At 70.4% G+C, this 22,179-nt stretch carries 19 protein-coding genes; 15 read left to right on the top strand and 4 right to left on the bottom strand.

Annotated elements, in window-relative coordinates; genetic code table 11:
- Nucleotides 1-92: 92 nt before the first annotated feature.
- The gene (locus ACFVY3_RS13850; protein WP_400160137.1) at nucleotides 93-1,112 is read left to right on the top strand and encodes an alpha/beta hydrolase; all 1,020 of its coding nucleotides are present in this window, start codon (nucleotides 93-95) and stop codon (nucleotides 1,110-1,112) included.
- Between the two features lie 62 nt (nucleotides 1,113-1,174).
- Here the strand turns inward: ACFVY3_RS13850 and ACFVY3_RS13845 are convergent, their stop codons facing one another.
- A complete protein-coding gene (locus ACFVY3_RS13845) occupies nucleotides 1,175-1,630 on the bottom strand; it encodes a hypothetical protein (protein WP_400160136.1) in 456 nt (151 codons plus the stop codon).
- A 79-nt stretch (nucleotides 1,631-1,709) separates the two neighbouring features.
- Here ACFVY3_RS13845 and ACFVY3_RS13840 point away from each other — a divergent pair, with 79 nt between their 5' ends.
- Complete coding sequence (locus ACFVY3_RS13840; RefSeq protein ID WP_377972616.1) at nucleotides 1,710-2,657, top strand: alpha/beta fold hydrolase; 948 nt, start codon at nucleotides 1,710-1,712, stop codon at nucleotides 2,655-2,657.
- Here ACFVY3_RS13840 and ACFVY3_RS13835 read toward each other — a convergent pair.
- Nucleotides 2,641-3,390 (bottom strand): glycosyltransferase family 2 protein, encoded by a 750-nt coding sequence (locus tag ACFVY3_RS13835; RefSeq protein ID WP_400160135.1) that lies wholly within the window; start codon nucleotides 3,388-3,390, stop codon nucleotides 2,641-2,643. The two genes, ACFVY3_RS13840 and ACFVY3_RS13835, sit on opposite strands and share 17 nt — an antisense overlap.
- A 155-nt stretch (nucleotides 3,391-3,545) precedes the next feature.
- Here ACFVY3_RS13835 and ACFVY3_RS13830 point away from each other — a divergent pair, with 155 nt between their 5' ends.
- On the top strand, nucleotides 3,546-3,749 hold the full coding sequence (locus tag ACFVY3_RS13830; protein WP_009357211.1) for a cold-shock protein: 204 nt from the start codon (nucleotides 3,546-3,548) through the stop codon (nucleotides 3,747-3,749).
- 349 nt (nucleotides 3,750-4,098) lie between these two features.
- Nucleotides 4,099-4,704, top strand: coding sequence for a PAS and ANTAR domain-containing protein (locus ACFVY3_RS13825; protein WP_400160134.1), 606 nt, complete (start codon nucleotides 4,099-4,101; stop codon nucleotides 4,702-4,704).
- Nucleotides 4,705-4,752: 48 nt separating this feature from the next.
- On the opposite strand, the gene ACFVY3_RS13820 is transcribed toward ACFVY3_RS13825, so the two are convergent.
- Nucleotides 4,753-6,729, bottom strand: coding sequence for an amino acid transporter (locus ACFVY3_RS13820; RefSeq protein WP_290256815.1), 1,977 nt, complete (start codon nucleotides 6,727-6,729; stop codon nucleotides 4,753-4,755).
- Between the two features lie 385 nt (nucleotides 6,730-7,114).
- On the opposite strand from ACFVY3_RS13820, the gene ACFVY3_RS13815 reads away from it, so the two are divergent.
- From ACFVY3_RS13815 to ACFVY3_RS13780, 8 genes are all read left to right on the top strand, one after another.
- Complete coding sequence (locus tag ACFVY3_RS13815; protein WP_290256816.1) at nucleotides 7,115-7,213, top strand: potassium-transporting ATPase subunit F; 99 nt, start codon at nucleotides 7,115-7,117, stop codon at nucleotides 7,211-7,213.
- Nucleotides 7,214-7,220: 7 nt separating this feature from the next.
- Nucleotides 7,221-8,888, top strand: coding sequence for a potassium-transporting ATPase subunit KdpA (kdpA, locus tag ACFVY3_RS13810; protein ID WP_400160133.1), 1,668 nt, complete (start codon nucleotides 7,221-7,223; stop codon nucleotides 8,886-8,888).
- Nucleotides 8,885-11,011 carry a potassium-transporting ATPase subunit KdpB gene (gene kdpB / locus ACFVY3_RS13805; RefSeq protein WP_400160132.1) on the top strand — a complete coding sequence of 709 codons (2,127 nt, stop codon included), beginning with the start codon at nucleotides 8,885-8,887 and terminating at the stop codon, nucleotides 11,009-11,011. Before kdpA ends, kdpB begins: the two co-directional genes overlap by 4 nt.
- A 9-nt stretch (nucleotides 11,012-11,020) precedes the next feature.
- Entirely contained in the window at nucleotides 11,021-11,650 is a 630-nt protein-coding gene (locus ACFVY3_RS13800; protein WP_400160131.1) for a potassium-transporting ATPase subunit C, read from the top strand.
- A gap of 12 nt (nucleotides 11,651-11,662) precedes the next feature.
- On the top strand, nucleotides 11,663-14,323 hold the full coding sequence (locus ACFVY3_RS13795) for a DUF4118 domain-containing protein (RefSeq protein WP_400160130.1): 2,661 nt from the start codon (nucleotides 11,663-11,665) through the stop codon (nucleotides 14,321-14,323).
- Entirely contained in the window at nucleotides 14,320-14,994 is a 675-nt protein-coding gene (locus ACFVY3_RS13790; RefSeq protein ID WP_400160129.1) for a response regulator, read from the top strand. Before ACFVY3_RS13795 ends, ACFVY3_RS13790 begins: the two co-directional genes overlap by 4 nt.
- Before the next feature lie 65 nt (nucleotides 14,995-15,059).
- A complete protein-coding gene (locus ACFVY3_RS13785) occupies nucleotides 15,060-15,569 on the top strand; it encodes a MarR family winged helix-turn-helix transcriptional regulator (protein ID WP_290256822.1) in 510 nt (169 codons plus the stop codon).
- A gap of 174 nt (nucleotides 15,570-15,743) precedes the next feature.
- Nucleotides 15,744-17,504 (top strand): diguanylate cyclase, encoded by a 1,761-nt coding sequence (locus ACFVY3_RS13780; protein ID WP_400160128.1) that lies wholly within the window; start codon nucleotides 15,744-15,746, stop codon nucleotides 17,502-17,504.
- Between the two features lie 27 nt (nucleotides 17,505-17,531).
- Here the strand turns inward: ACFVY3_RS13780 and ACFVY3_RS13775 are convergent, their stop codons facing one another.
- Complete coding sequence (locus ACFVY3_RS13775; protein ID WP_290256824.1) at nucleotides 17,532-18,665, bottom strand: acyl-CoA dehydrogenase family protein; 1,134 nt, start codon at nucleotides 18,663-18,665, stop codon at nucleotides 17,532-17,534.
- A gap of 266 nt (nucleotides 18,666-18,931) precedes the next feature.
- On the opposite strand from ACFVY3_RS13775, the gene ACFVY3_RS13770 reads away from it, so the two are divergent.
- The 3 genes from ACFVY3_RS13770 (at nucleotide 18,932) to ACFVY3_RS13760 (ending at nucleotide 22,162) form a co-directional block, all read left to right on the top strand.
- Nucleotides 18,932-20,686: an AMP-binding protein gene (locus ACFVY3_RS13770; protein ID WP_400160127.1), complete on the top strand. Its 1,755-nt coding sequence runs from the start codon at nucleotides 18,932-18,934 to the stop codon at nucleotides 20,684-20,686.
- A gap of 5 nt (nucleotides 20,687-20,691) precedes the next feature.
- The gene (locus tag ACFVY3_RS13765; protein WP_377972874.1) at nucleotides 20,692-21,207 is read left to right on the top strand and encodes a MarR family winged helix-turn-helix transcriptional regulator; all 516 of its coding nucleotides are present in this window, start codon (nucleotides 20,692-20,694) and stop codon (nucleotides 21,205-21,207) included.
- Between the two features lie 97 nt (nucleotides 21,208-21,304).
- A complete protein-coding gene (locus ACFVY3_RS13760) occupies nucleotides 21,305-22,162 on the top strand; it encodes a response regulator transcription factor (RefSeq protein WP_377972607.1) in 858 nt (285 codons plus the stop codon).
- Nucleotides 22,163-22,179: the final 17 nt, after the last annotated feature.

Raw genomic sequence — 22,179 nt, 5'->3', positions numbered from 1 at the left:
CCCCGGGCCGCGACGTTCGGGGCGGCCGTCTTCGGGACGACGGGGCCGGGCACCCAGCGGTTCTAGCACGGGCGTGCCAGTAGAATGGAGGCATGACTTCGGCGGCTGCCTCCCGGCCCCGGTCGGGCCACGGAGCGTTCGGCCTCGCCCGGCGCGCGCGGCGTGTCCTGCGCCGTGTCCCGGTCTGGGCGTGGCGCGCCCTGATGGGGATCGTCGGCCCCGGCGAGAAGGCCCGGTTCAATGCGGACCCGGTGACCGGCGTCGACTACTTCCACGACATCGACTTCGCCGGCGACGGCATCCGCGCGCACCGGCTGGACGTGATCACCCCCGCCGGAACGGCCGAAACCACCGGATCCACAGACTCCGGGCTCCCCGTCTACGTCTACTTCCACGGCGGCGGCTGGACCTCCGGGGACAAGGCGGCGCTGACGAAATACTGCGCCAGCCAGGCCGCCGCCGGCATGGTGGTGGTCAACGTGAACTACCGCCACGCCCCGCGCTTCCACATGGGCCACGTCCTGCAGGATGCCAACGCCGCGCTGGCATGGGTGCGGGCCACCATTTCCGGATACGGCGGGGACCCGGACCGGACTGTGTTGGGCGGCGACTCCGCCGGCGGCCAGATCGCCGCGCTGCTGACGGCGTCGACGTTCCACACCGACCTGGCGGAGCACTACGGCCTGGAACCCGCGGCGCCCGCCGCGAGCCTGCGGGGGCTCGTGCAGCACTGCAGCGTGGTGGACTTCTCCGTGTTCTTCGAGCGCGGCTTCGTCCTCAGCCTTGCGTTCGTGAGGATGCTGCTCCCCCGCAGCGCGGGCCCGGGCGCAGAGTCGCTGCGGCGGGCGGCCCGCCACCTGTCCCCCATCGAATGGCTGGATTCGCGGCACCCGCCCGTGTTCCTGACCACCTCGGAGCGCGACTTTTTCTACACCGCCAACCTGAACTTCCTCGACCGGCTTCGGCAGCACCGGGTCCCGGCGGATGCGCTGGTCTACGGCTGGGAGGCCGCCAACGCCGAGCACACCTGGCAGCAGGACGCCCGCCTCCCCGAGTCCCAGGAGGTCTACCGCCGGCTGCACGCCTTCGTGGCGCGGGCTGCCGGAACCTAGCAGCGGTTCAGCCGGTCGAAACCGGCCAAACTGCGCCGACGCCCAACCTCATCCGGAGTCGATCAACGGACGGACTTAGTCCTGCTCGTCCGCCCGGAGACCCTCAGGGGCCTCGTGACCACCACGGCCCACGCCGCACCGGCCAGCACGAACAAGGAAAGCGGCCAGAACGAGTTACCCACCAGGATCGGCGGCCCCAGGACGAGAAACGGCAGCATTGCCACGCCCACCCCACCGCCTAACCCAGCGGCAACGGCCTGAAAAATATGCGGCGCGTTCCTGGCCAGGCCATGGAATCCCAGGGTCAACGCGGCAGACCCGGCGCCGAGTGCGCCGCCAAGGCCTGCTCCTGACACGAAAACCAACAGCGATGCCGCGACATCCGGTGCCCTTCCGAGTGTCAACGGCACGAGGTACTGGCTCGCGGAAATGACAATCCCTAAGACAGCGCCTACCAGGACCGTCTTGAAAAATATTGTCGAAAGTGGCGTTGCTGAATTCTCGTCACTGTTCCCCATGGTGGGAGCCTACTCCCGGGCTGCCGGAACCTAGCAGCGGTTCAGCCGGCCGGGCCGGGCTGGGGGCTATCGTTGACCCATGGCGAGAACCGGCCGCCGGATCCCCGGCGTTCCCGAACCGGACCCGGGGGCGTTTGGCTCCGGGCTGGTTGACGAGGCCGCCCGCCTGGACGCCGCGCAACCCGACGTCGACTGGTCCGTCCCGCCGCCCGGCGCGGTCCGCGGGGTCTTCGAGGCGCCAAGTGGAACCCTGGCCACCCTGGCCATGGGCAACCCGGATGCTCCACGGGTACTGCTGATCCCGGGCGCCACCGGGTCCAAGGAAGACTTTGCCCTGATGCTTCCCCAGCTCGCCGAGGCCGGCTATTACGCGCTCAGCTGTGACATCGCCGGCCAGTACGAGTCCGCCGGGGCCGGCCCGGAACACCTCGTACCGCCGCGCAAACACTACGACTACGCCCTCTTCACCGACGACCTGCTCGCCCTGCTGGAGTCCGGCGGGGGGCCGGCCCACGTCGTCGGGTATTCCTTTGCCGCGATTGTCGCGCAGCTGGCCTTCGAGCGGCGGCCGGAGCTGTTCCGCACGCTGACGCTGCTCAGTTGCCCGCCGGATCCGGGGAACAGCTTCCGCGGGGTGCAGCGGATCGGCCGGTTCAGCGGGCTGGCCAGCCCCCGGGTGGGGGCGGCACTGATGATCTGGGGCATCCGCAGCAACGTGGTCAAGGTGGCCCCAAACCGGATCCGCTTTGTCCGCTCCCGGTTCCGGCTCACCCGGCGGCAGTCGGTCCGGGATATCTTCGGCCTGATGCAGCACGCCCCGGACCTACGGCCGGTCCTGGCGGCGGCCACGCTGCCCAAGCTGGTGGCCGTCGGGGAGCACGATCTCTGGCCGCTGGCCCTGCACCGCCGGTTCGCCCAGGCGATCGGCGCGAAGATCGCCGTCTATCGCGGCGGTCACAGCCCCAGCGAGACCTCCCCGCACCAGATGAGCCGGGACCTGCTCGCTCTCTTCAGTTCGGCCGGGTGAGCCCCCGCCGGTAGTCGCGCCGCCGCCGTCGTCGGGCCAGCGGCGGGTCCGCCGCGAATTCGACGGCGAACGTCGTCCACGCCATCGCCAGACGCCGCCCCACCGCCCCGGCGCTCTCGAACGGCCGGGCGGAAACCCCCACCCGCAGGGTCGGTTCCCAGATCACCTCCACCTGGGGCGGGAGCTGGTAGGAGATGTCGAGATCGTCATGCACCGCCGGCAGGCCGCGGTGCACCGTGTCCCGGATCAGCGCCCACGCCGCCGAATGCATCGCGAAGTTGGAGCCGAAGAGCGGCGGGTGTCCCAACAGCAGCCCCACCACGCGGTGGTACCCGGCGATCCAGATGCTCCGGCCCGCCCACCGGGCCAGCGCCGTGCCGCCGTAGAAGTCGCCCGGGCCGCTGACGGCGGCGGGCGGGGCGGCCCCGGCGAGGAGGGTTTCGACCCGCTCCAGCCAGTTAGCCGGCGGGATTGAGTCGGTATCCAGGCGGGCGATGATGTCCGTGTCCGCGGCGTCAAAACCGAGGGCCGTGGCGGCCGCGATACCCGCGACATCGGCGGGGATCCGGTGCACCCCGGCGGCGGCGCAGACGGCGTCGGTCCCGTCAGTGCTGCCGTTGTCCACCACGATTACTGCGTCCGGACGGCGGCTCTGGCGGGAGAGGGCGGCGAGGCACACGGCCAGCGGCCCGGCGTCGTTGCGGGTGGGGATCACCACCGAGATGGTAGCCATGATGGGCAGACTATCGCCTCCGGCCGGGCAGAACTGCCCCGCGTGGCTCTTGCACCCTAGCCCCGCGCCCCGTACGTTGGGGACAGCGGACGAATGTCTCCGCAGCCGTTGGCCTTGCGTGGCCGCCGGAGATCAGCATTTCAGAAGGATAAAGCATGGCTACTGGCACAGTTAAATGGTTCAACGCCGAAAAGGGTTTTGGCTTCATTGCCCCGGATGACGGGTCCGCTGACGTTTTCGCCCACTACTCGGCAATCGCCACCAGCGGCTACCGCTCGCTGGACGAGAACCAGAAGGTCGAGTTCGACGTCACCCAGGGCCCCAAGGGCCCGCAGGCCGAGAACATTCGCCCGCTCTAAGCTTTCGGGAAAGCCCGGCCAGCCGGACTGCTTCTCCTAGAAAACACAAGCCCCTTCGGGTCTCCCGGAGGGGCTTTGTTTTGCCGTCCGGCCGTTTGGATCGGACGGACGGTGCCGCACCCGCCTAAGCTCGGGCTCTACGAGCGGCTGGGGTTCCGCAAGGTCGGCCGCAACGGCGGCTCGGACACCCTCCTGCTGGAACTCCCCCGGGACTCAAGCGCCGGGTAACAGATCCGACCAGCCGCCTTAGGCACACCAAGCTTTCCACTGAGCATACGGGACGGATATTCTTGTCTTTTCAGGCCCTGGCGCGGTGACGCCGGGCGCAGCACGTCGATCGGCCCCGCCCATGTCTGTGAACCACAACCATCGCGGACCCCTTTCGGGCGGGAACGCCCAGGATGGATTCCTGGACTGCCCCACCGGATTGGTGGAGCATTACTTCGCCGACGGGATCTTCCGCTGGTCCGACGGGCTCTACCGGATCTACGGCTACGAACGGGGCGAGGTGGTCCCCTCGATGGAGATGGTCATGCCCCACATCGAGCCCGAAGATCGGCCCCGTGTGCTGGCGTACTGGGAACGGGTGGCCTCGCGCGGCGGTCCGTCCTCCCTCTACCTCTCGATCCGGGACAAGAAGAACCGGCAGCACAAGCTGCTGTACTCCGCGGATTACATTATGGACGGGAACGTCCCCGTCGGTGTCTGGGGTGTGGTGGTGGATCTAACCAAGTCGATCCACACGGACCGGCACCGGCTCGCCAACGAATCGGTCGCCGCAGCGTCACGCACCCGGGCCGTCATCGAACAGGCCAAGGGCATCCTGATGGGCCGGACCGGCGTCAGCGCCGAGGACGCGTTCGAACTGATGAGCAAGTTGAGCTCGGAGACGAACCGAAAGGTTGCCGTGCTCGCCAAGGACATCGTCGCCGGCGCCACCGACGTGCAGCGCTAACACCCCGGCCGGGAGGCGCCACCCAACCGGCCCCGCAAACCCGGCGAACTACCCCACGTGCACCCAGGGCCGCCGGGTCACGTCCGGCTCGGCCTCCCGCAGCACCTCACGGGTCACCGGGGCGATCTCGCCCTCGCCGAACGCCAGGAAGCGGAGCAGGTTGGTGACCGGGTTGCCCTCGGTCCAGCGGAAGTAGATGTGCGGCATCAGCCCGGTCACGTCGCGGATGTGCAGCAGCACCGAGGCGATCGTGTTCGGCACCACCGGCCCGTGCACCTCCAGGATCCGGTACCCGTGGCGGGTGATGCCCTTGACCTCGAGTTCGGTTTCGAAGTCCGAGGAGTCATCCACCACCACCTCGAGGAACACGGCCTGGTAATCCAGCGGCAGGTGGCTGACCTCGATCGCGGATTCAAGCTTCTCGCGGTACGCCTCGGGGCTGAGCCGCAGCGGTTCGTGCGCCACGATGCTCAGCGGGCCGTCCAGTTCGGCGGACAGGAATTCCAGCGCCTGCCGGTCCAGGTGGACGTGGGTGGCGTGCAGTTCGAACGACCGCCGGGCCCGGGACAGCAGCGAGATGACGATGATCCCGAGGATGAAGATCGACGCGATCCGGATGCCCTCGGGGCGTTCGACGACGTTCGCCACCGTGGTGTACACGAAGACCACGGCGATCACGCCGAAGCCCACCGTGCGCTTGCGCTGCCGCTTCCGGCGGGCGGACAGGGTGACGGCGATCGCCGCGGAGGTCATCAGCACCAGCACGCCGGTGGCGTACGCGCCGCCCTGCGCATCGACGTCGGCGTCGAAAATCCAGGTGATCAGGAAGCCCACCAGGGTGAAGACGAGCACCAGCGGACGCACCGCACGGGCCCAACCGGGGGCCATGCCGTAGCGGGGCAGGTAGCGGGGCACCAGGTTCAGCAGCCCGGCCATAGCGGACGCCCCGGCGAACCAGAGGATGGCAATGGTGGAGATGTCGTAGACGGTGCCGAAGCCGATGCCGAGCTGTTCGTGGGCGAGGAACGCCAGGGCGCGGCCGTTGGCCTGTCCGCCGGGCTGGAACTCGTTTTCCGGGATCAGCACCACGGTGGTGAAGCTGCTGATAATCAGGAACGTGCTCATGATCAGGGCCGCCGTGGTCAGCAGCTTCCGGGCGCCCTGGATCCGGCCGGCCGGGTTCTCCTCGGTGTCGTCCGGGTGGCCCTGGATCTGCGGCATCACCGCGACGCCGGTCTCGAAGCCGGAGAGGCCGAGGGCCAGCTTGGGGAAGACCAGCAGCGCGAAACCGACGGCCAGCAGCGGATTCCCATGCGATGTGGCGATCGCCGCCCACCAGTTGCCGACGGCCAGCGGGTGCGTCAGCACCTCCCAGAGTGAGACGCCGACGACGACGACGTTCAGGGCCAGGTAGACCCCGACAATCGCGACGGCGACGCCGATCGCCTCCTTGAAGCCGCGGAGGAAGACGGCGGCCAGCAGGGCCAGGAGAAACAGGGTGATGGCGACGTTCTGGCCCTGCATCCAGCCCGGGCTGATGGGGTTCTCGACCAGGTGGGCGGTGGCGTCCGCGGCGGAGAGGGTCATGGTGATCATGAAGTCCGTCGCGGCGAAGCCGAGCAGCACCAGCACGAAGAGCTTGCCGCCCCAGCGCGGCATCAGCCGCTCCAGCATGGCGATCGAGCCCTCGCCGCGGTGGCTCTCGCCGGCCACCCGGCGGTAGACCGGGAGCGCGCCGAACAGGGTGATGGCCACCAGGACCAGGGTGGCCAGCGGCGAGATGACGCCGGCGGCGAGCGCGGCGATGGCCGGCTGGTAGCCCAGGGTGGAGAAGTAGTCGACGCCGGTCAGGCACATCACCTGCCACCAGGTGTGCTTCTTTTCCTCCGCGGCCCGCACGCCGTGCGGACCCTGGTGGGCGCCCTTGCTGTCCTGCAGCCCCACCAGGAGCCACTTCCGGAGTGCTGTGCTGCGGGCCGGCCGGGGTGCCGAGGGGTCTGCCGGGGGCCTGCTCAGGGTGGTCATGGGGTGCCTTTCCTCGCGGCACGCCGCGGCGCACCGCATTGCGATCACCCGCAAACGTAGCACCGGGCGGAGCCCGGATCCGGCCAAATCCGCGGATCTTGACGAATCCTTGACGCACCCTCCGTGCCGCCGAACGCCCCTGCGTCAAGGATCCGTCAAGATCCGGGCCGCCCGCATCAAGGAACCGTTAGCACCTGCTGCGGAGCCCAAACCAGGGTCTTCACTGGTCTCAGGCCCCGCAGACGGGGCGCAGATGAAAGGAACCTGTAATGGCCGACGCGGCTGTGATCGGAATCCTCGTGGTCTCCATGGGATTCGTGATGTGGGTCGGGCAACGCCTGGCCCGGATACTCGGCGACGACGCCGGGCGGACGGAGGGTGGACGGTGAACGCCGAGGCCGTGATGTGGGTGGTCCTGTTCCTGGCCGGACTGGGCCTGACGGGCTACCTCCTGGCCGTCCTGATCAACCCCGAGAAGTGGTGACCGCCCGATGACCTTCAACACTCTCTCCTTCCTGCTCCAGGCCGGCGCCCTGCTGGTGGCGCTGGCCGCGGTACACAAGCCGCTGGGGCTCTACCTGGCCCGGGTGGTCGAAGGCACCCGTGCCGCCCGCGCCGAGCGCCTCCTCTACCGGCTGACCGGCGTCGACGCCGGCACGGAGCAGACCTGGCCGGTGTACCTGCGCGGCGTGCTGGCCTTCTCCGCCGTCTCGATCCTGCTGGTCTTCGCGCTGCAGCGGCTCCAGGGCGTCATCCCGGGCACCGGACCGCTGACCGGCGTGGACCCCTGGGTGGCCATGAACACGGCCATCTCCTTCGTGACCAACACCAACTGGCAGGCGTACGCCCCGGAGGCCACGGTGGGCATCTTCGTGCAGATGGGCCTGCTGGCGGTGCAGAACTTCCTCTCCGCCGCCGTCGGCATCGTGGTCGCCGTCGCCCTGATCCGCGGCCTGGTGCGGGTGCGCACCGACCGGCTGGGCAACTTCTGGGTCGACCTGACCCGCGTGACGTACCGGGTGCTGCTGCCCCTGGCGTTCGTTTCCGCCGTCCTCCTGGTGCTGGGCGGGGTGGTGCAGAATTTCTGGTCCACCGACGTCGCCAACCAGGCCATGGGCGTGAACCAGACCATCCCCGGCGGCCCGGTCGCCTCGCAGGAGGCCATCAAGGTCCTTGGCACCAACGGCGGCGGCTACTTCAACGCCAACTCCGCCCACCCCTTCGAGAACCCCAACGCCGCGGTCAGCCTGTTCCAGGTCTTCCTGCTGCTGCTCATCCCCTCCGCGCTGCCGTACACCTTCGGCCGGCTGGTGGGCGACCGGCGGCAGGGCTTCACCGTTGCCGCGGTCATGGGCACGCTCTGGCTGGCCTCCACCCTGCTGACCGGCTTGGCGGTGTCCTCCGCGCAGGGCACGGCGACGGCGGCGGCCGGCGGGCTCGGGGAGGGCTTCGAACAGCGCTTCGGCCCGGTACCGGCAGCGCTGTACGCGGCCTCCACCACCCTGACCTCCACCGGCGCGGTCAACGCCGCCCACGACTCGCTGCCGCCCCTGGCCGGCGGGATGACGATGATCAACATGATGCTGGGCGAGGTGGCCCCCGGCGGCACCGGTTCGGGGCTGTACGGGCTGCTGATCCTCTCGATCATCGCCGTGTTCATCGCCGGCCTGATGGTGGGCCGAACCCCCGAATACCTGGGCAAGAAGATCGGCCCCACCGAGATGAAGCTCGCGGCCCTGTACATCCTGGTCACCCCCACCCTGGTCCTGGCCCTCGCCGGGGTGACCGTGCTGCTGCCCGACGCCGTCGCCAACGCCCCGGCCACCGGACCGCACCAGTTCAGCGAGGTCCTGTACGCCTTCACCTCCGGGGCGAACAACAACGGCTCCGCGTTCGGCGGCATCACCAGCTCCGGGCCCCTGCTCTCCACCCTCCTGGGCCTGGCCATGCTCCTGGGCCGGTTCCTGCCGATCGTCCTGGTCCTGGCCCTGGCCGGATCCCTGGCCCGGCAGGGCAAGATCCCGGTCTCCGCCGGCACCCTCCCCACCCACGGCCCCCTGTTCGGCGCGCTGCTGCTGGGCGTGACGGTCATCCTCACCGCCCTCAGCTACTTCCCCGCCCTCGCCCTGGGCCCCCTCGCAGAAGGATTGATCCGATGACCCCGTCCCCCGCGGACACCTCCAGCCGGACCTACGCCGACGGCAACCCCCTCGGCACCCCCGGCGAACACAAGCACCACACCAAGACCCCGGCCAGGCTCACCCTGGCCACCGTGGCCGCCGCGCTGCCGCTGGCGGTGCGCAAGCTCGCGCCCCGCCAGATGGTCCACTCCCCGGTGATGTTCACCGTGCTGGTGGGCGCCGCACTGTGCACCGTCATCTGCGTGCTGAAACCCTCCGTCTTCGGCATCGCGGTCACCGCGTGGCTATGGCTGACCGTCCTGTTCGGCACCCTGTCCGAGTCGATCGCCGAGGGCCGCGGCAAAGCCCAGGCGGACAGCCTGCGCGCCAGCCGGCAGGGCGTGGAGGCCACGCTGCGGCTGCCCGACGGCGGCACCCGCCGCGTCCCGGGCACGGATCTGAAGCTCAACGACGTGATCATCTGCGAGGCCGGGGACGTGATCGCCTCCGACGGCGAGATCATCGAGGGCGTCGCCAGCGTCGACGAATCGACCATCACCGGCGAATCTGCCCCCGTCATCCGCGAATCCGGCGGCGACCGGTCCTCGGTGACCGGCGGCACCCGGGTGCTCTCGGACCGGATCGTCATCCGGATCACCGCAGAGGCCGGCCAAACCTTCGTGGACCGGATGATCAAACTCGTGGAGGGCGCCGTCCGGCAGAAGACCCCCAACGAGATCGCCCTGCACGTGCTGCTGGTGTCCCTGACCATCGTCTTCCTGATCGTCACCATGGCGCTGGCCCCGTTCGCCGCCCTCGCCGGCGCCACCCCGTCCCCGATCGTCCTCGTGGCGCTGCTGGTCTGCCTCATCCCCACCACCATTGGGGCACTGGTGCCCGCCATCGGCATCGCCGGCATGGACCGGCTGGTCCAGCACAACGTCCTGGCCACCTCCGGCCGGGCCGTGGAAACGGCCGGGGACATCACCACCCTGCTGCTGGATAAGACCGGCACCATCACCTACGGCAACCGCCGCGCGGTGGAATTCCACCCCGCGGACGGGGTGGGCATGGACCGGCTGATCGAGGCGGCCCGGCTCTGCAGCCTGGCCGACGAGACCCCGGAGGGCCGGTCCGTCGTCGACCTGGCCGCCGAACGCGGCGTCGCCGGGGCGGACCTGGCCGCCCTGGAAGCCGGGAGCCGGGACGTCGCCGTCGTCCCGTTCAGCGCCGCGACCCGGATGTCCGGGCTGGACCTGGACGGGCGGATGATCCGCAAGGGCGCCGCCTCCACCGTGGGCGCCTTCGTCGAGGAACACGGCGGCCGCACCGGCGCGGGGGTGGATGCCCGGGTGCGGGAGATCGCCGCGCAGGGCGGCACCCCGCTGCTGGTGGCCGAGGTGGCCGCCGACGGACGCCCCGAGGTGCTCGGCTGCGTCCACCTGGCCGACGTCGTGAAGCCCGGCATGCACGCGCGATTCGCCGAGCTGCGCCAGATGGGCATCCGCACGGTCATGATCACCGGCGACAACCCCATCACGGCCAAGGCGATCGCCGCCGAAGCCGGCGTGGACGACTTCCTGGCCGAGGCCACCCCGGAGGACAAGCTGGCCGTCATCAAAAAGGAACAATCCGCCGGCCGGCTGGTGGCCATGACCGGGGACGGCACCAACGACGCCCCGGCCCTGGCCGCCGCCGACGTCGGCGTCGCGATGAACTCCGGGACCCCGGCGGCCAAGGACGCCGCCAACATGGTGGACCTGGACTCGGACCCCACCAAGCTGATCAACATCGTGGGCATCGGCAAGCAGCTGCTGATCACCCGGGGCGCACTGACCACCTTCTCGGTGGCCAACGACGTCGCCAAGTACTTTGCGATCGTCCCGGCACTGTTTGCGGCCACATTCCCGGGCCTGGGCCTGCTGAACATCATGGGCCTGGCGACGCCGGCGTCCGCGATCCTCTCGGCGGTGATCTTCAACGCCCTGATCATCATCGCCCTGGTCCCGCTGGCGCTGCGCGGCGTGAAGTACCGCGCCGTCACCGCCAACCGGGCACTGTCCCGGAACCTGCTGATCTACGGCCTCGGCGGCCTGGTGGCACCCTTCATCGGCATCAAGATCATCGACCTCGTGATCTCCCTCATCCCCGGAATCGGCTAGGAACACCCCATGACCACCATCTTCGGATACCTCCGGCAGGCCGGCACCGCCCTGCGCTTCCTCGTCGCCGCCACCCTGATGCTCGGCTTCGCCTACCCCCTGGCCGTGTTCGGCGCCGGGCAGCTGATCGCCCCCGCCCAGGCCAACGGCTCCATCCTCCGGGACAGCGCCGGGCGCCCGGCGGCCTCGGCCCTGATCGCGCAGGCCTCCGCCGGCGACGGCGGGGCCCAGGACCCGCGCTGGTTCCATGCCCGGCCCTCGGCGGTGGCGTGGGACCCGACGTCATCCTCGGCCAGCAACCTCGGCCCGAACGACGCGAAACTGCTGGACTCCGTGCAGCAGGGCCGAGCCGCGGTGGCGGCGGCGGAGCATGTCTCCGTGGACCAGGTCCCGGCCGACGCCGTCACCGCCTCGGCCTCGGGCCTGGACCCGGACATTTCCCCGGCCTACGCGAAGCTCCAGGTGGCCCGGGTTGCCGCCGCGCAGGGGCTGGACCCGGCCGCCGTTGAGGACCTGGTCCGCGGGAACACCCGCGGCGGGGTCACGGCGTTCCTCGGCCAGCCCTCGGTCAATGTCACCGCCCTCAACCTGGCCGTCGCGGACGCTGCCGCGGCGGCGCAGCCGGGCCGGACCAAGTGAGAGAATGACGGCATGGCACGAGGAACGCTGCGGATCTTCCTGGGGGCCGCGCCCGGCGTCGGGAAAACCTACGAGATGCTCGAAGAGGCCCACCGCCTGGCGCAGCGCGGCACCGACGTCGTCGTAGCCTTCGCCATGGACCACGGCCGCAGCGAGACCCGCGCCCTGCTGGACGGCCTGGAAATCGTGCCGCCGCGCCGCCTCCCCTACCGCGGCACCGAGTTCGAAGAAATGGACCTGGACGCGGTCCTGGCCCGAGCCCCGGAAACGGCGATCGTGGACGAGTACGCGCACTCCAACATCCCCGGCAGCCGCAACCCGAAGCGCTGGCAGGATGTCGACGCCCTGCTGGAGGCCGGCATCGACGTCCTCTCCACCGTTAACATTCAGCACCTGGCCTCGCTCGGGGACGTCGTCAGCGCCATCACCGACGTCCGCCAGGCCGAGACGGTACCCGACGACGTCGTCCGCCGCGCGGACCAGATCCACCTCGTGGACATCTCTCCGGAGCTGCTGCGGCAGCGGCTGGGCGACGGCAAGATCTACGCCCCGGAGAAGATCGACGCGGCGCTCTCGAACTACTTCCGGGTGGGCAACCTGACCGCGCTGCGGGAACTGGCGCTGCTCTGGCTCGCGGACCGGGTGGACGAGGGCCTGGCCAAATACCGGGCCGAACAGGGCATCGAGGAGAGCTGGCCCGCCCGTGAACGGATCGTCGTGGGACTGACCGGCGGGCCGGAGGGCGAGGTACTGATCCGCCGCGGCGCCCGGATCCTCAACCGGGTCAACGGCGGGGACCTGCTGGCCGTGCACGTCCGGGTGGCCGACGGCGTCGCCAACGAATCCCCGCAGGCCCTCGAGGCGCAGCGGCACCTGATCCAGGACCTGGGCGGCAGCTACCACACGGTCGCCGGGGAGGACCCGGCCGCGGCGCTGCTGGACTTCGCCCGCAGCGTCAACGCCACCCAGATCGTCGTCGGGATCTCCCGGCGCCGGAAGATCGACTCCCTCGCCGGCTGGCTGCTGGGCGGCGGCGTCGGCACCCGGGTGGTCCGCGACTCCGGCGACATTGACGTGCACATGGTCTCCCACCCGCTGGTGGGCCGCGGCGCCCGCCCGGTCCGGCCCCGGGACCTGGGCCGGATCCGGGTGCTGGTGGGTTTCGCCCTGGCGCTGCTGCTGCCGCCGGCGGTGCAGGCGTTGCTGGTGCTCGACCCGGAGCGGAACGTCGCCACCGTCATGCTGGTCCAGCTCAGCGGCTCGGTGGCCGTGGCGCTGGTGGGCGGCCTGTGGCCGGCGATCCTCGCCGCCGTGTTCAGCAGCCTGCTGGTGAACTACTTCTCCACCCCGCCGGTGGGCACGCTGACCATCAGCGACTCGCAGAACCTGCTGGCGCTGCTGGTGTTCGTCGGGGTCTCCGCCGCGGTCGCCGTCGTCGTCGACGTCTCCGCCCGCCGCTCCAAGGAGGCAGCCCGGGCCCGCGCCGAGGCCACCACCCTGGGCGACCTGGCCCGCAACGCCGCCGGCTCGGAGGACACGCTCGCCGCCCTGCTGGAGCAGGCGCTCAGTGTCTTCCAGGTCCGCGCCGCGGCACTCTTCGTCCGGCCCGCGCCCGCGGAGGGCGGCGGAAACTCCGGCGAGTGGGAGCTGATCGCCACGGCCGGGTCGCCGGGAAGCGCCGAGACGGCCGACGGCGGTGCGGCCGGGGACAATGTCGAGGAGGTCGGCTCCGGCGCCCGGCTGGTGCTCTACGGCAGGGTGCTCCCGGCGAGCGACCGGCGGCTGCTGGCCGCGTTCGGCGTCCACCTCGAGGCGCAACTGGAACGCCAGCAGCTGGTGGCCAGCCGGCGGCAGATGCTGCGCCTGGCCGAAAGCAACACCATCCGCACCTCCATCCTGCGCGCCGTCTCCCACGACCTGCGCACGCCCCTGGCCGGCATCAAGCTGGCCGTCGGCGGCCTCCGCCACGACGCGGACCGCTACAGCCCCGAGGAAAGGGAAGAACTGCTGGCCACCATCGAGGAATGCTCGGACCGCCTGGACGCCCTGGTGGGGAACCTGCTGGACATGTCCCGGATCAGCGCCGACGCCGCCCACCCCCTGCTCCGCCCGGTCCGCTGGTTCGACGTCATCCCCGGGGCGCTGCGCGCCGTGCCGGCGGGCCGGGTCCGGGTGGAACTGCCGCCGAACATGCCCGAGGTCGACGCCGACCCCGGCATGCTGGAGCGGGTCGTGGCCAATGTCGTCGAGAACGCCGTGAAATATGCGCCGGAGGCGGACATCGTCCTGGTCGGCGCCGGCGGCGGACTGAGCCCGGTGGCCCTGGGCGGCCGGCCCGCCGGGGAGCTGCGGATCATCGACCACGGCCACGGCGTCCCGGCCGAACGCGTGCTGGAGATGTTCCGGCCCTTCCAACGGCTCGACGACGCCCCGCAGGCCACCGGAATCGGCCTGGGCCTGGCCGTGGCGAAGGGCTTCACCGACGCGATGGGCGGCAGCCTTACCGCCGAACCGACCCCCGGCGGCGGCCTGACCATGGTGATCCGGCTGCCGCTCTCTACCGGCGCCCCCTTCGAGCCCGGCCACCGGCAGGCCCCGCTGGAACCGCAGTCCACCCTGGACCACCGGGCACACCGCCTGCCCGCCGCCCCGAACCGGACGGAGGCCGGATGACCGCCGTCCTCGTCGTCGACGACGACCCGCACCTGCTCCGGGCCCTGCGCATCACGCTGCAGGCCCACGGCTACGACGTCACCACCGCCGCGGACGGGCATTCCGCCCTGCTGGCCGCCACCCAGCACCCGCTGGCGCTGGTGATCCTGGACCTGGGCCTGCCGGACCTGGACGGTACCGAGGTCCTCCGCGAGCTCCGCACCTGGAGCCAGGCGCCGGTGCTGGTACTCTCGGCCCGGCACGGCTCCGAGGACAAGGTGGCGGCGCTCGACGCCGGCGCGGACGACTACATCACCAAGCCGTTCGGACTGGACGAGCTGCTGGCCCGGCTCCGCGCCCTGCTGCGCCGCACCGCCGACGTCGACGTCCAGCCGGTGGTCGCCACCGAGGCGTTCACCGTGGACCTCGGCAAGCACCGGGTAACCCGCGGCGGGGAGGACATCCGCCTGACCCCCACCGAGTGGAAGATGCTGGAGGTGCTGGTCCGGAACCCGGAGAAGCTGATCCCGCAGCAGCAGCTGCTCTCCGAGGTCTGGGGCCCGGCGTACGCGAAGGAGACCAATTACCTGCGGGTCTATATGGCGCAGCTGCGGCGCAAGCTCGAGGCGGACCCTGCCGCCCCGCGGCACCTGCTTACGGAGGCGGGGATCGGCTACCGGTTCGTGCCGTAGGCGCCGGACCGGGTGATACGTTTAGGGCCTACGCATGCTTGCCAGTGCGCTACCAAGGGATTCCGATGGATACGCACGACGCAGGCCCCAGTTCCGTTCCCGTACCCGCTGGTGACACGGGTCCCCGCGCACTCAGCGTTCTCGAGGCACTGAGGGAGTACCGGGTTGCCGAGGCCGCCATGCAGCGCCGGACCCGCCCGACCAGGGACATGAACGAATCGGATCTCCTTGCCCTCCGGCATCTTCTGGACGCCGAGGCGGACGGCGCCCAGGTGCGGCAGAAGGACCTCGCCGTTCGCTTGGGAATGAGTTCCGCCGCCGCTACCTCGCTGGTGGACCGCCTCGTCAGGTCCGGGCACATCACCCGCGAACCGGATCCGGCCGATCGCCGGGCGGTCAACCTCCTGCCGATGCCTTCCGCCAGGGTTGCCGTCCGCGAAGCCTTGGGAAACATCCACCCGCTCCTGATCCGTGCCGCGGCGGAGCTGACCCAGCAGGAAGCCGAGACGGTCAAGCGGTTCCTGACGCGGATGCGCGAAGCCGCCGACGCCGTCGCTCCTCCCCTGCGGGGATAGCCGCTACCCGGCCAAACCCTGTGGCTGCACCGGCGGGGGTCGGGAGGCCCATCCCGGCCCGGGCTGCGCGGCGAGGCCAACGACCATGCCGGGATGGTCGTCCCGGAACTTTACTGTCCCCGTTTTCGTTGTGCCGGTTTTTCGCGGGGCCCCGCCGCCATAGATACTTGGGCAATGAATATTCACAGCGCTCTCGATCATGAGAACGCGAACCATCCGCCGGCGATGCCGGAGGTCCCCGCCCAGATGCGCGCGGTGCTCAATGGAATTCCGGCGATGGTGGCGTACTGGGACGCGGAGCTGAGGAACCGGCTGGCCAATGATGCCTACCTGTCCTGGTTCGGCGTCGAGGCTCAGCAGCTGTACGGGATGCACATCCGCGAGCTGCTGCACGAGGACGTCTACGCGGCGAACCGCGGGTACATCGACAAGGTTCTTGGCGGCGAGCCGCAACTGTTCAAGCGCACGCTCACCGACGCCGGCGGCGGCACCCGCCACGCCGAGGTCTCCTACATGCCCGATGAGCGCGACGGCGCTGTTCTGGGCTTCTTCGTCATGATCACCGATGTCACGGATCGGGTCCTCGCGGAGCACCGGCAGCGCCGAGACACGGACCGCTACCGCGCCCTGGCCGGCAGCATCCCCGGCGTCTTCGTCCTGCTCTTCGATGCGGATCTCCGCTATCTGATCGCCGAAGGCCAGGAGTTGCACGCCTTCGGTTACCGCCCGGAGGAGCTGGAGGGCCGCCGCATCCACGATGTGCTGGAGGGCTGGCTGGCCGAGGAACTGGAACCACGCTACCGGGCGGCCCTGGCCGGCGAGGAGGTCGCCTGGACCCGGCGGATCGGCCCCCGCACCTACCGGCTCAAGGCCGGGCCGGTCAACTCCGACGGTGCCACCGCCGGAATGGTGGTGGCCGTGGACGTCACCGAGCGGCTGCAGCAGGAGCAGACCTGGGCGGCGCTGCACGAGATCGCCACGGCCGTGGCCCGCAACGCGGCGCCGGAGGACATCTCGGTGCAGCTCGCGTTTATCCTCAGGGACCTCTTCGCCGTCGACTCCGCCGCCGTCGTCCGCTACACCGGGCCCCTGTCGGCCGAGATCGTGGCCATGGCCCCGGCTATGCCCTCGACGCTGAGCCGGGAGCATGTCTTCGCTCTCACCGACAATTCCGCCACCGTTCGGGTGGCGGTGACGGGGAAGCCCGCCCTGGTTGTGTACGGCACCAAGAGCGGTGGCGTCGCGGAGGGGCAGATGCTCGCCGGCGGCTTCCGATCCGCCGCGGCCGCCCCGATCCGGGTGCACGGCAGCCTCTGGGGCGTAGTGAGCCTGACCTCCAAGTCCAGCACCGGCGTCACCGCGGCCATGTTGGAGCGGCTGGCGCAATTCGCGGAACTGGTGGAAATCGCCATCGGCAACACCGAGGCCCGGGCCCAACTGGAGCGCCAGGCCACCACGGACGAGCTCAGCGGGCTGCCCAACCGCCGCTCCCTGGAGCAGCACCTGGCCCACGAGATCGAGCGGGCCGCCGCCCGCGGCACCCACCTCAGCGCCATCGTGCTGGACATCGACCACTTCAAGAAGGTCAACGACACCTTCGGGCACCTGATGGGCGACGTGGTGCTGGCCGACGTCGCCGCCCGGCTCCGGGCGGTGGCGCGAAAGGATGAAATCGTGGCCCGCTTCGGCGGCGAGGAATTCGTCTGGCTGCTTCCGGAAACCGACGGGGTGGAGGCGTTGCTGGCGGCGGAACGGGCCCGGGTGGCGATCGGCTCCGAACCGTTCGGCGATGTCGGGCACATCACCGTCTCGGCGGGCGTCTGCGAACTGTCCGACGCCGGCAGCCGGGGCCTGCTGGCCTGCGCGGACCGGGCACTGTACGCGGCCAAGCACGCCGGCCGCGACCGCAGCGAACGCTACGGCGCGGCCGGCTGACCGGCGCCCCGCCGTCGTCAGCAGGCGTTAGACGAACGCGGATTTCCCGGTGACGGCCCGGGCCACGATCATCGAATTGATCTCGTAGCTGCCCTCGTAGGTGTAGAGGATCTCGGCGTCGCCGAAGAGCTTGGCCATCTCGAAATCGGTGGTGATGCCGTTGCCGCCCAGCAGCGAGCGCCCCATCGCCACGGAGGCGCGGGCCAGGCGGGTGGTGGTGGATTTGGCCATGGCGGCCTGTACCATTTCCAGCTTCCCGTCCTGCTGGATCCGCGCCAGCTGCGCCATCAGGGCCAGCGAGACGCTGGCGTTTCCCAGGATTTCGGCCAGCTGCTGCTGAACCAGCTGGAACCGGGCCAGTTCGCGGCCGAACTGGAACCGCTCCAGCGCGTAGGCACGCGCGATGTCGAAAGCCGCGAGCTGGATGCCGGCGCCCTGCCAGCCCACCCAGGCCCGTGAGTCGCGCAGCAGGTCGTTGGCGCGGGAGAAGCTGGTGGCCCCGGGCAGCAGGTTTTCGGCCGGGATACGGACCTCGTCGAGGACGATGTCCGCGTTCTGCATGATCCGCAGGCCGATCTTGTTGGCGATCTTGGTGGCCGTGTACCCGGGCCGGTCCGTCTCGACGATGAAGCCCTTGATCTGCTGGTCCGCTTCGTCCCGGGCCCAGACCAGCGCGAAGTCGGCGATTGTGCCGGCGCCGATCCAGCGCTTGGCGCCGGTGATCACCCATTCGGACCCGTCCCGCCGCGCCGTCGTCGCCAGTCCCCCGGCGATATCCGAGCCGTGGTCCGGCTCGGTCAGGGCGAACGCGCCCAGCTGGGTGAAGGCGGTCAGCCCGGGCAGCCAGCGGGCCTTCTGCTCCTCAGAGCCGAGCTCGTCGATCATCCCCACGATTAGTTCGTTGTGGATGCCCACCAGCGCCGAGAGCGAGACGTCCGCCCGGGCCACCTCCACGTACATCAGGCCCTTGAACAGCTTCGAGGTCCCGTCCGTCTGGATCCCGCCGAGGCCGTGCTTGCCCAGTTCGGAGAGCAAGCCGAAGGGGAACTCCTCCCGGTTCCAGAAGTCGATCGACGCGGGCCGGATCCGGGTCTGCAGGAACTCCCGGATCTCCTCGTAGCGGCTCCGTTCCGCCGGGGGCAGGAGGTCAGCGATGTACATCAGGTCCGCGTCCGGAAACGGGGGAGCTCCGATGGCTGGTCCGTCGACACTTCGTTGTGGCTGCACGGGCAGGTATCCCTTCGTCGGGTGCCGCCGGCGGCGGCGCAGGCTCTTCCAAACCCTTGGATGTCCTAGTATATTGCACAGTGATATTCGTCACTAGGGGGCGCCTGCAATCACGGACCTCCCGGTGGCGGTGGATATGCCCGGCCAACGGCGGCCGCCACTGGACCGCCGGGCCGCAATCGGCTGTGAAAGGTGCACCCATGACCGTGACTGACGAATTCCGGGCCGCGAGGGACAGGCTGCTCGCCCTGCGCGGGGATTACGAGGCCGCCCGGGACGAGTTCGAATGGCCACGGTTCGAGGAATTCAACTTCGCCCTGGACTGGTTCGACCAGATCGCCGCGGACCCGGAGCGCGGCGCGAAGCCGGCGCTGGTGATCGTGGAACAGGACGGCTCCGCCACCCGCCGCAGCTTCGCCGACCTCTCGGCCCGCTCCGCCCAGGTGGCCAACTGGCTCCGGGCGCAGGGCATCCGCCGCGGGGACCGGATGATCATCATGCTGGGCAACCAGGTGGAGCTCTGGGAGCTGATGCTCGCCGGCATAAAGCTCGGGATCGTCATGATCCCCACCACCACGCTCATGGGCCCGGCGGACCTGCGCGACCGCGTGGAGCGCGGCGGGGCCGGCTGGGCCGCCGTCGGCAGCGCCAACATCGGCAAGTTCGACGGCGTCCCCGGGGACTACCGGCTCATCGAGATCGGCGCGGGCACGGCAGGCACGGGCACCGGCGACGGGACCACCGACGACGGGAAGAAGGCCGCCCTGCGGTACGCCGACGCCGACGGCGCCCCGCTGGAGTTCACCCCGGACGCCCCCACCCGGGCCGACGAGACGCTGCTGCTCTACTTCACCTCCGGCACCACCTCCAAGGCCAAGCTGGTGGAGCACACCCACACCTCCTACCCGGTGGGGCACCTGTCCACCATGTTCTGGATCGGCATGGAACCGGGGGACGTGCACCTGAACGTCGCCTCCCCCGGCTGGGCCAAGCACGCCTGGTCCAACGTCTTCACTCCCTGGATCGCCGAGGCCTGCGTCTTCATCTACAACTACGACCGCTTCGACGCCAAGGCCCTGATGGAACAGATGGACCGCGAGAAGGTCACCAGCTTCTGCGCGCCGCCCACGGTCTGGCGGATGCTGATCCAGGCGGACCTGACCCTGCTGCAGAACCCGCCCACCAAGGTGGTCTCCGCCGGCGAACCGCTCAACGCCGAGGTCATCGACCAGGTCAACCGGGCCTGGGGCCAGACCATCCGGGACGGCTTCGGCCAGACCGAGACCACCGTGCAGATCGCCAACACCCCCGGCCAGCCGATCAAGATCGGCGCCATGGGCAAGCCGCTGCCGGGCTACGACGTCGTCCTGGTCGACCCGGCCACCGGCGAGGAGGGCGACGACGGCGAGCTCTGCCTGCGCCTGGATCCCCGCCCGGTGGGCCTGATGAAGGCCTACTACGGCGACCCCGAGAAGACCGCCGAGGCCTTCCGCGACGGCTACTACCACACGGGCGACATGGCCAGCCGGGACGAGCGCGGGATCATCACCTACGTCGGCCGCGGCGACGACGTGTTCAAATCCTCGGACTACCGGCTCTCCCCGTTCGAGCTGGAGAGTGTCCTGATCGAACACCCCGCGGTGGCCGAGGCCGCCGTCGTCCCCTCCCCCGACGCGCTCAAGCTCTCCGTCCCCAAGGCGTTCGTAGTGCTGGCCTCCGGCCACCAGCCGGGGCCGGAGCTGGCTGAGGACATCCTGCGCTACTGCCGCGACCACCTGGCCCCCTTCAAGCGGATCCGTCGGCTGGAGTTCGCCGAACTGCCCAAGACCATCTCCGGCAAGATCCGCCGGGTGGAGCTGCGGCACAGCGAAGAACTGCGGCACGGAAACGGGACGCCGCCGGAGGGACTGGGCACGGAGTACTCCGAGGCGGACTTCCCGGGGCTGAAGGGCTAGCCGTGGTGGGCGCCCCGCTGCCGCGCGATCCGATTGCCGACGCCCGGCGGAACTGGGAGCGGCACGGTTGGTCCGACGTCGCCGCTCCCATGGCGGCGATCACCGCGATCATGCGCACCCAGCAGATCCTGCTGGCCCGGATCGAGGCAGTGCTCAAGCCGTTCGGGCTGACCTTTGCCCGGTACGAACTGCTGGCGCTGCTCAGTTTCGCCCGCAGCGGGGCCCTGCCCATGAACAAGGCCAGCGCCCTGCTGCAGGTCCACCCCACCTCGGTGACCAACGCCGTGGACCGGCTGCAGGAAGCCGGCCTGGTACTCCGCTCGCCGCACCCCACCGACGGGCGCACCACCCTGATCGAGCTCACCTCGGGCGGGCGGACGCTGGCGAAGCGGGCGACGGCGGCACTGAACGGCGAGGTCTTCGCGCAGTCAGGCTTCGGCGCGGAGGACGTGGACGCGCTGATCCGGATCCTGGGCGACTTCCGGCGCGGGGCCGGAGACTTCGCGGACGAGGCGGACTAGGCCGCACCGCCGCCCCGGCGGCAACCAGCCACACACCAACTACCACACAACCCCATGAGAGCGCGGCGGCAGCCGGCGCGGCACCAGGAGACGACTCATGCAGCCGAACCCCTACTCCCGGCCGGACGACCGGGAGCTGCTCCGCGCCTCCCTTCGTGCGCTCTCGGGCAGGTTCCGGCCGGCCGTGCTCTTCGCCGGACTGGCCAGCGGTGAGCGGCTGCAGCTGACCGACTTCCTCGGTACGGCGACCTCCAGCCTGCACCAGGTGGTGGTGGTTCCCGGCGCGGGCCTCGGCGGCCGGGTCTTCGCCCAGCAGCGGCCGTTCCTGGTCGCTGACTACCTTGCCTCGGACGGCATCACCCACGAGTACGACGTCGCCGTCAGCCGGGAACGCCTGTCCTCGGTGGCGGCCGTGCCCGTGGTGGTCAGGGGAACGTCGCGGGCCGTCCTGTACCTGGCCAGCCGGGACAGCTCCCCGCTGGGCGAACGCGCCGTCCGGGAGGCGATGGAGGCCTCCGCCGGGATGGCCGAGGAACTCCGGGTCCGGGATGAGGTGGACCGCAGAGTCTCGATCATCGCGAGCGCCGGCACCGGCACCGCCCCGACGCAGGACCCCAGCTGGCTGGAGCACGTCCGCGAGGCGCACGCCGAGCTCCGCTCGCTGGCCGGAACCGTCGCGGACCCGCACCTGGCCCGGCAGCTGGAGATCATCGGCGACTACCTCTCACCCCCTGCCGCGGCCCGGGCCCTCCCGGTGGGCGCCAGGCTGGCCCGCCGCGAGCTGGACGTACTGTCCCTGCTCGCACTGGGCTGTTCGTACCAGGAGACCGCCGACCGGCTGGGGCTCAAGCCCGCCACGGTGAAGAGCTACCTGCAGAACGCGATGGCCAAGCTCTCCGTGCACAACCGGCTCGAGGCCGTGTCCGCGGCCCGCCGGCTCGGCCTCATCCCGTGAGAAAGGGGGCTGCCGGC

The organism is Arthrobacter sp. BPSS-3 (assembly GCF_044628475.1).
Classification (GTDB): domain Bacteria; phylum Actinomycetota; class Actinomycetes; order Actinomycetales; family Micrococcaceae; genus Arthrobacter.
This window is presented reverse-complemented; position numbering and strand designations above follow the sequence as displayed.

Coding starts and splice junctions, on each gene's coding strand:
- ACFVY3_RS13850 (WP_400160137.1), top strand. CDS start 93: ATGACTTCGGCGGCTGCCTCCCGGCCCCGGTCGGGCCACGGAGCGTTC.
- ACFVY3_RS13845 (WP_400160136.1), bottom strand. CDS start 1,630: ATGGGGAACAGTGACGAGAATTCAGCAACGCCACTTTCGACAATATTT.
- ACFVY3_RS13840 (WP_377972616.1), top strand. CDS start 1,710: ATGGCGAGAACCGGCCGCCGGATCCCCGGCGTTCCCGAACCGGACCCG.
- ACFVY3_RS13835 (WP_400160135.1), bottom strand. CDS start 3,390: ATGGCTACCATCTCGGTGGTGATCCCCACCCGCAACGACGCCGGGCCG.
- ACFVY3_RS13830 (WP_009357211.1), top strand. CDS start 3,546: ATGGCTACTGGCACAGTTAAATGGTTCAACGCCGAAAAGGGTTTTGGC.
- ACFVY3_RS13825 (WP_400160134.1), top strand. CDS start 4,099: ATGTCTGTGAACCACAACCATCGCGGACCCCTTTCGGGCGGGAACGCC.
- ACFVY3_RS13820 (WP_290256815.1), bottom strand. CDS start 6,729: ATGACCACCCTGAGCAGGCCCCCGGCAGACCCCTCGGCACCCCGGCCG.
- kdpA (WP_400160133.1), top strand. CDS start 7,221: ATGACCTTCAACACTCTCTCCTTCCTGCTCCAGGCCGGCGCCCTGCTG.
- kdpB (WP_400160132.1), top strand. CDS start 8,885: ATGACCCCGTCCCCCGCGGACACCTCCAGCCGGACCTACGCCGACGGC.
- ACFVY3_RS13800 (WP_400160131.1), top strand. CDS start 11,021: ATGACCACCATCTTCGGATACCTCCGGCAGGCCGGCACCGCCCTGCGC.
- ACFVY3_RS13795 (WP_400160130.1), top strand. CDS start 11,663: ATGGCACGAGGAACGCTGCGGATCTTCCTGGGGGCCGCGCCCGGCGTC.
- ACFVY3_RS13790 (WP_400160129.1), top strand. CDS start 14,320: ATGACCGCCGTCCTCGTCGTCGACGACGACCCGCACCTGCTCCGGGCC.
- ACFVY3_RS13785 (WP_290256822.1), top strand. CDS start 15,060: ATGGATACGCACGACGCAGGCCCCAGTTCCGTTCCCGTACCCGCTGGT.
- ACFVY3_RS13780 (WP_400160128.1), top strand. CDS start 15,744: ATGAATATTCACAGCGCTCTCGATCATGAGAACGCGAACCATCCGCCG.
- ACFVY3_RS13775 (WP_290256824.1), bottom strand. CDS start 18,665: ATGTACATCGCTGACCTCCTGCCCCCGGCGGAACGGAGCCGCTACGAG.
- ACFVY3_RS13770 (WP_400160127.1), top strand. CDS start 18,932: ATGACCGTGACTGACGAATTCCGGGCCGCGAGGGACAGGCTGCTCGCC.
- ACFVY3_RS13760 (WP_377972607.1), top strand. CDS start 21,305: ATGCAGCCGAACCCCTACTCCCGGCCGGACGACCGGGAGCTGCTCCGC.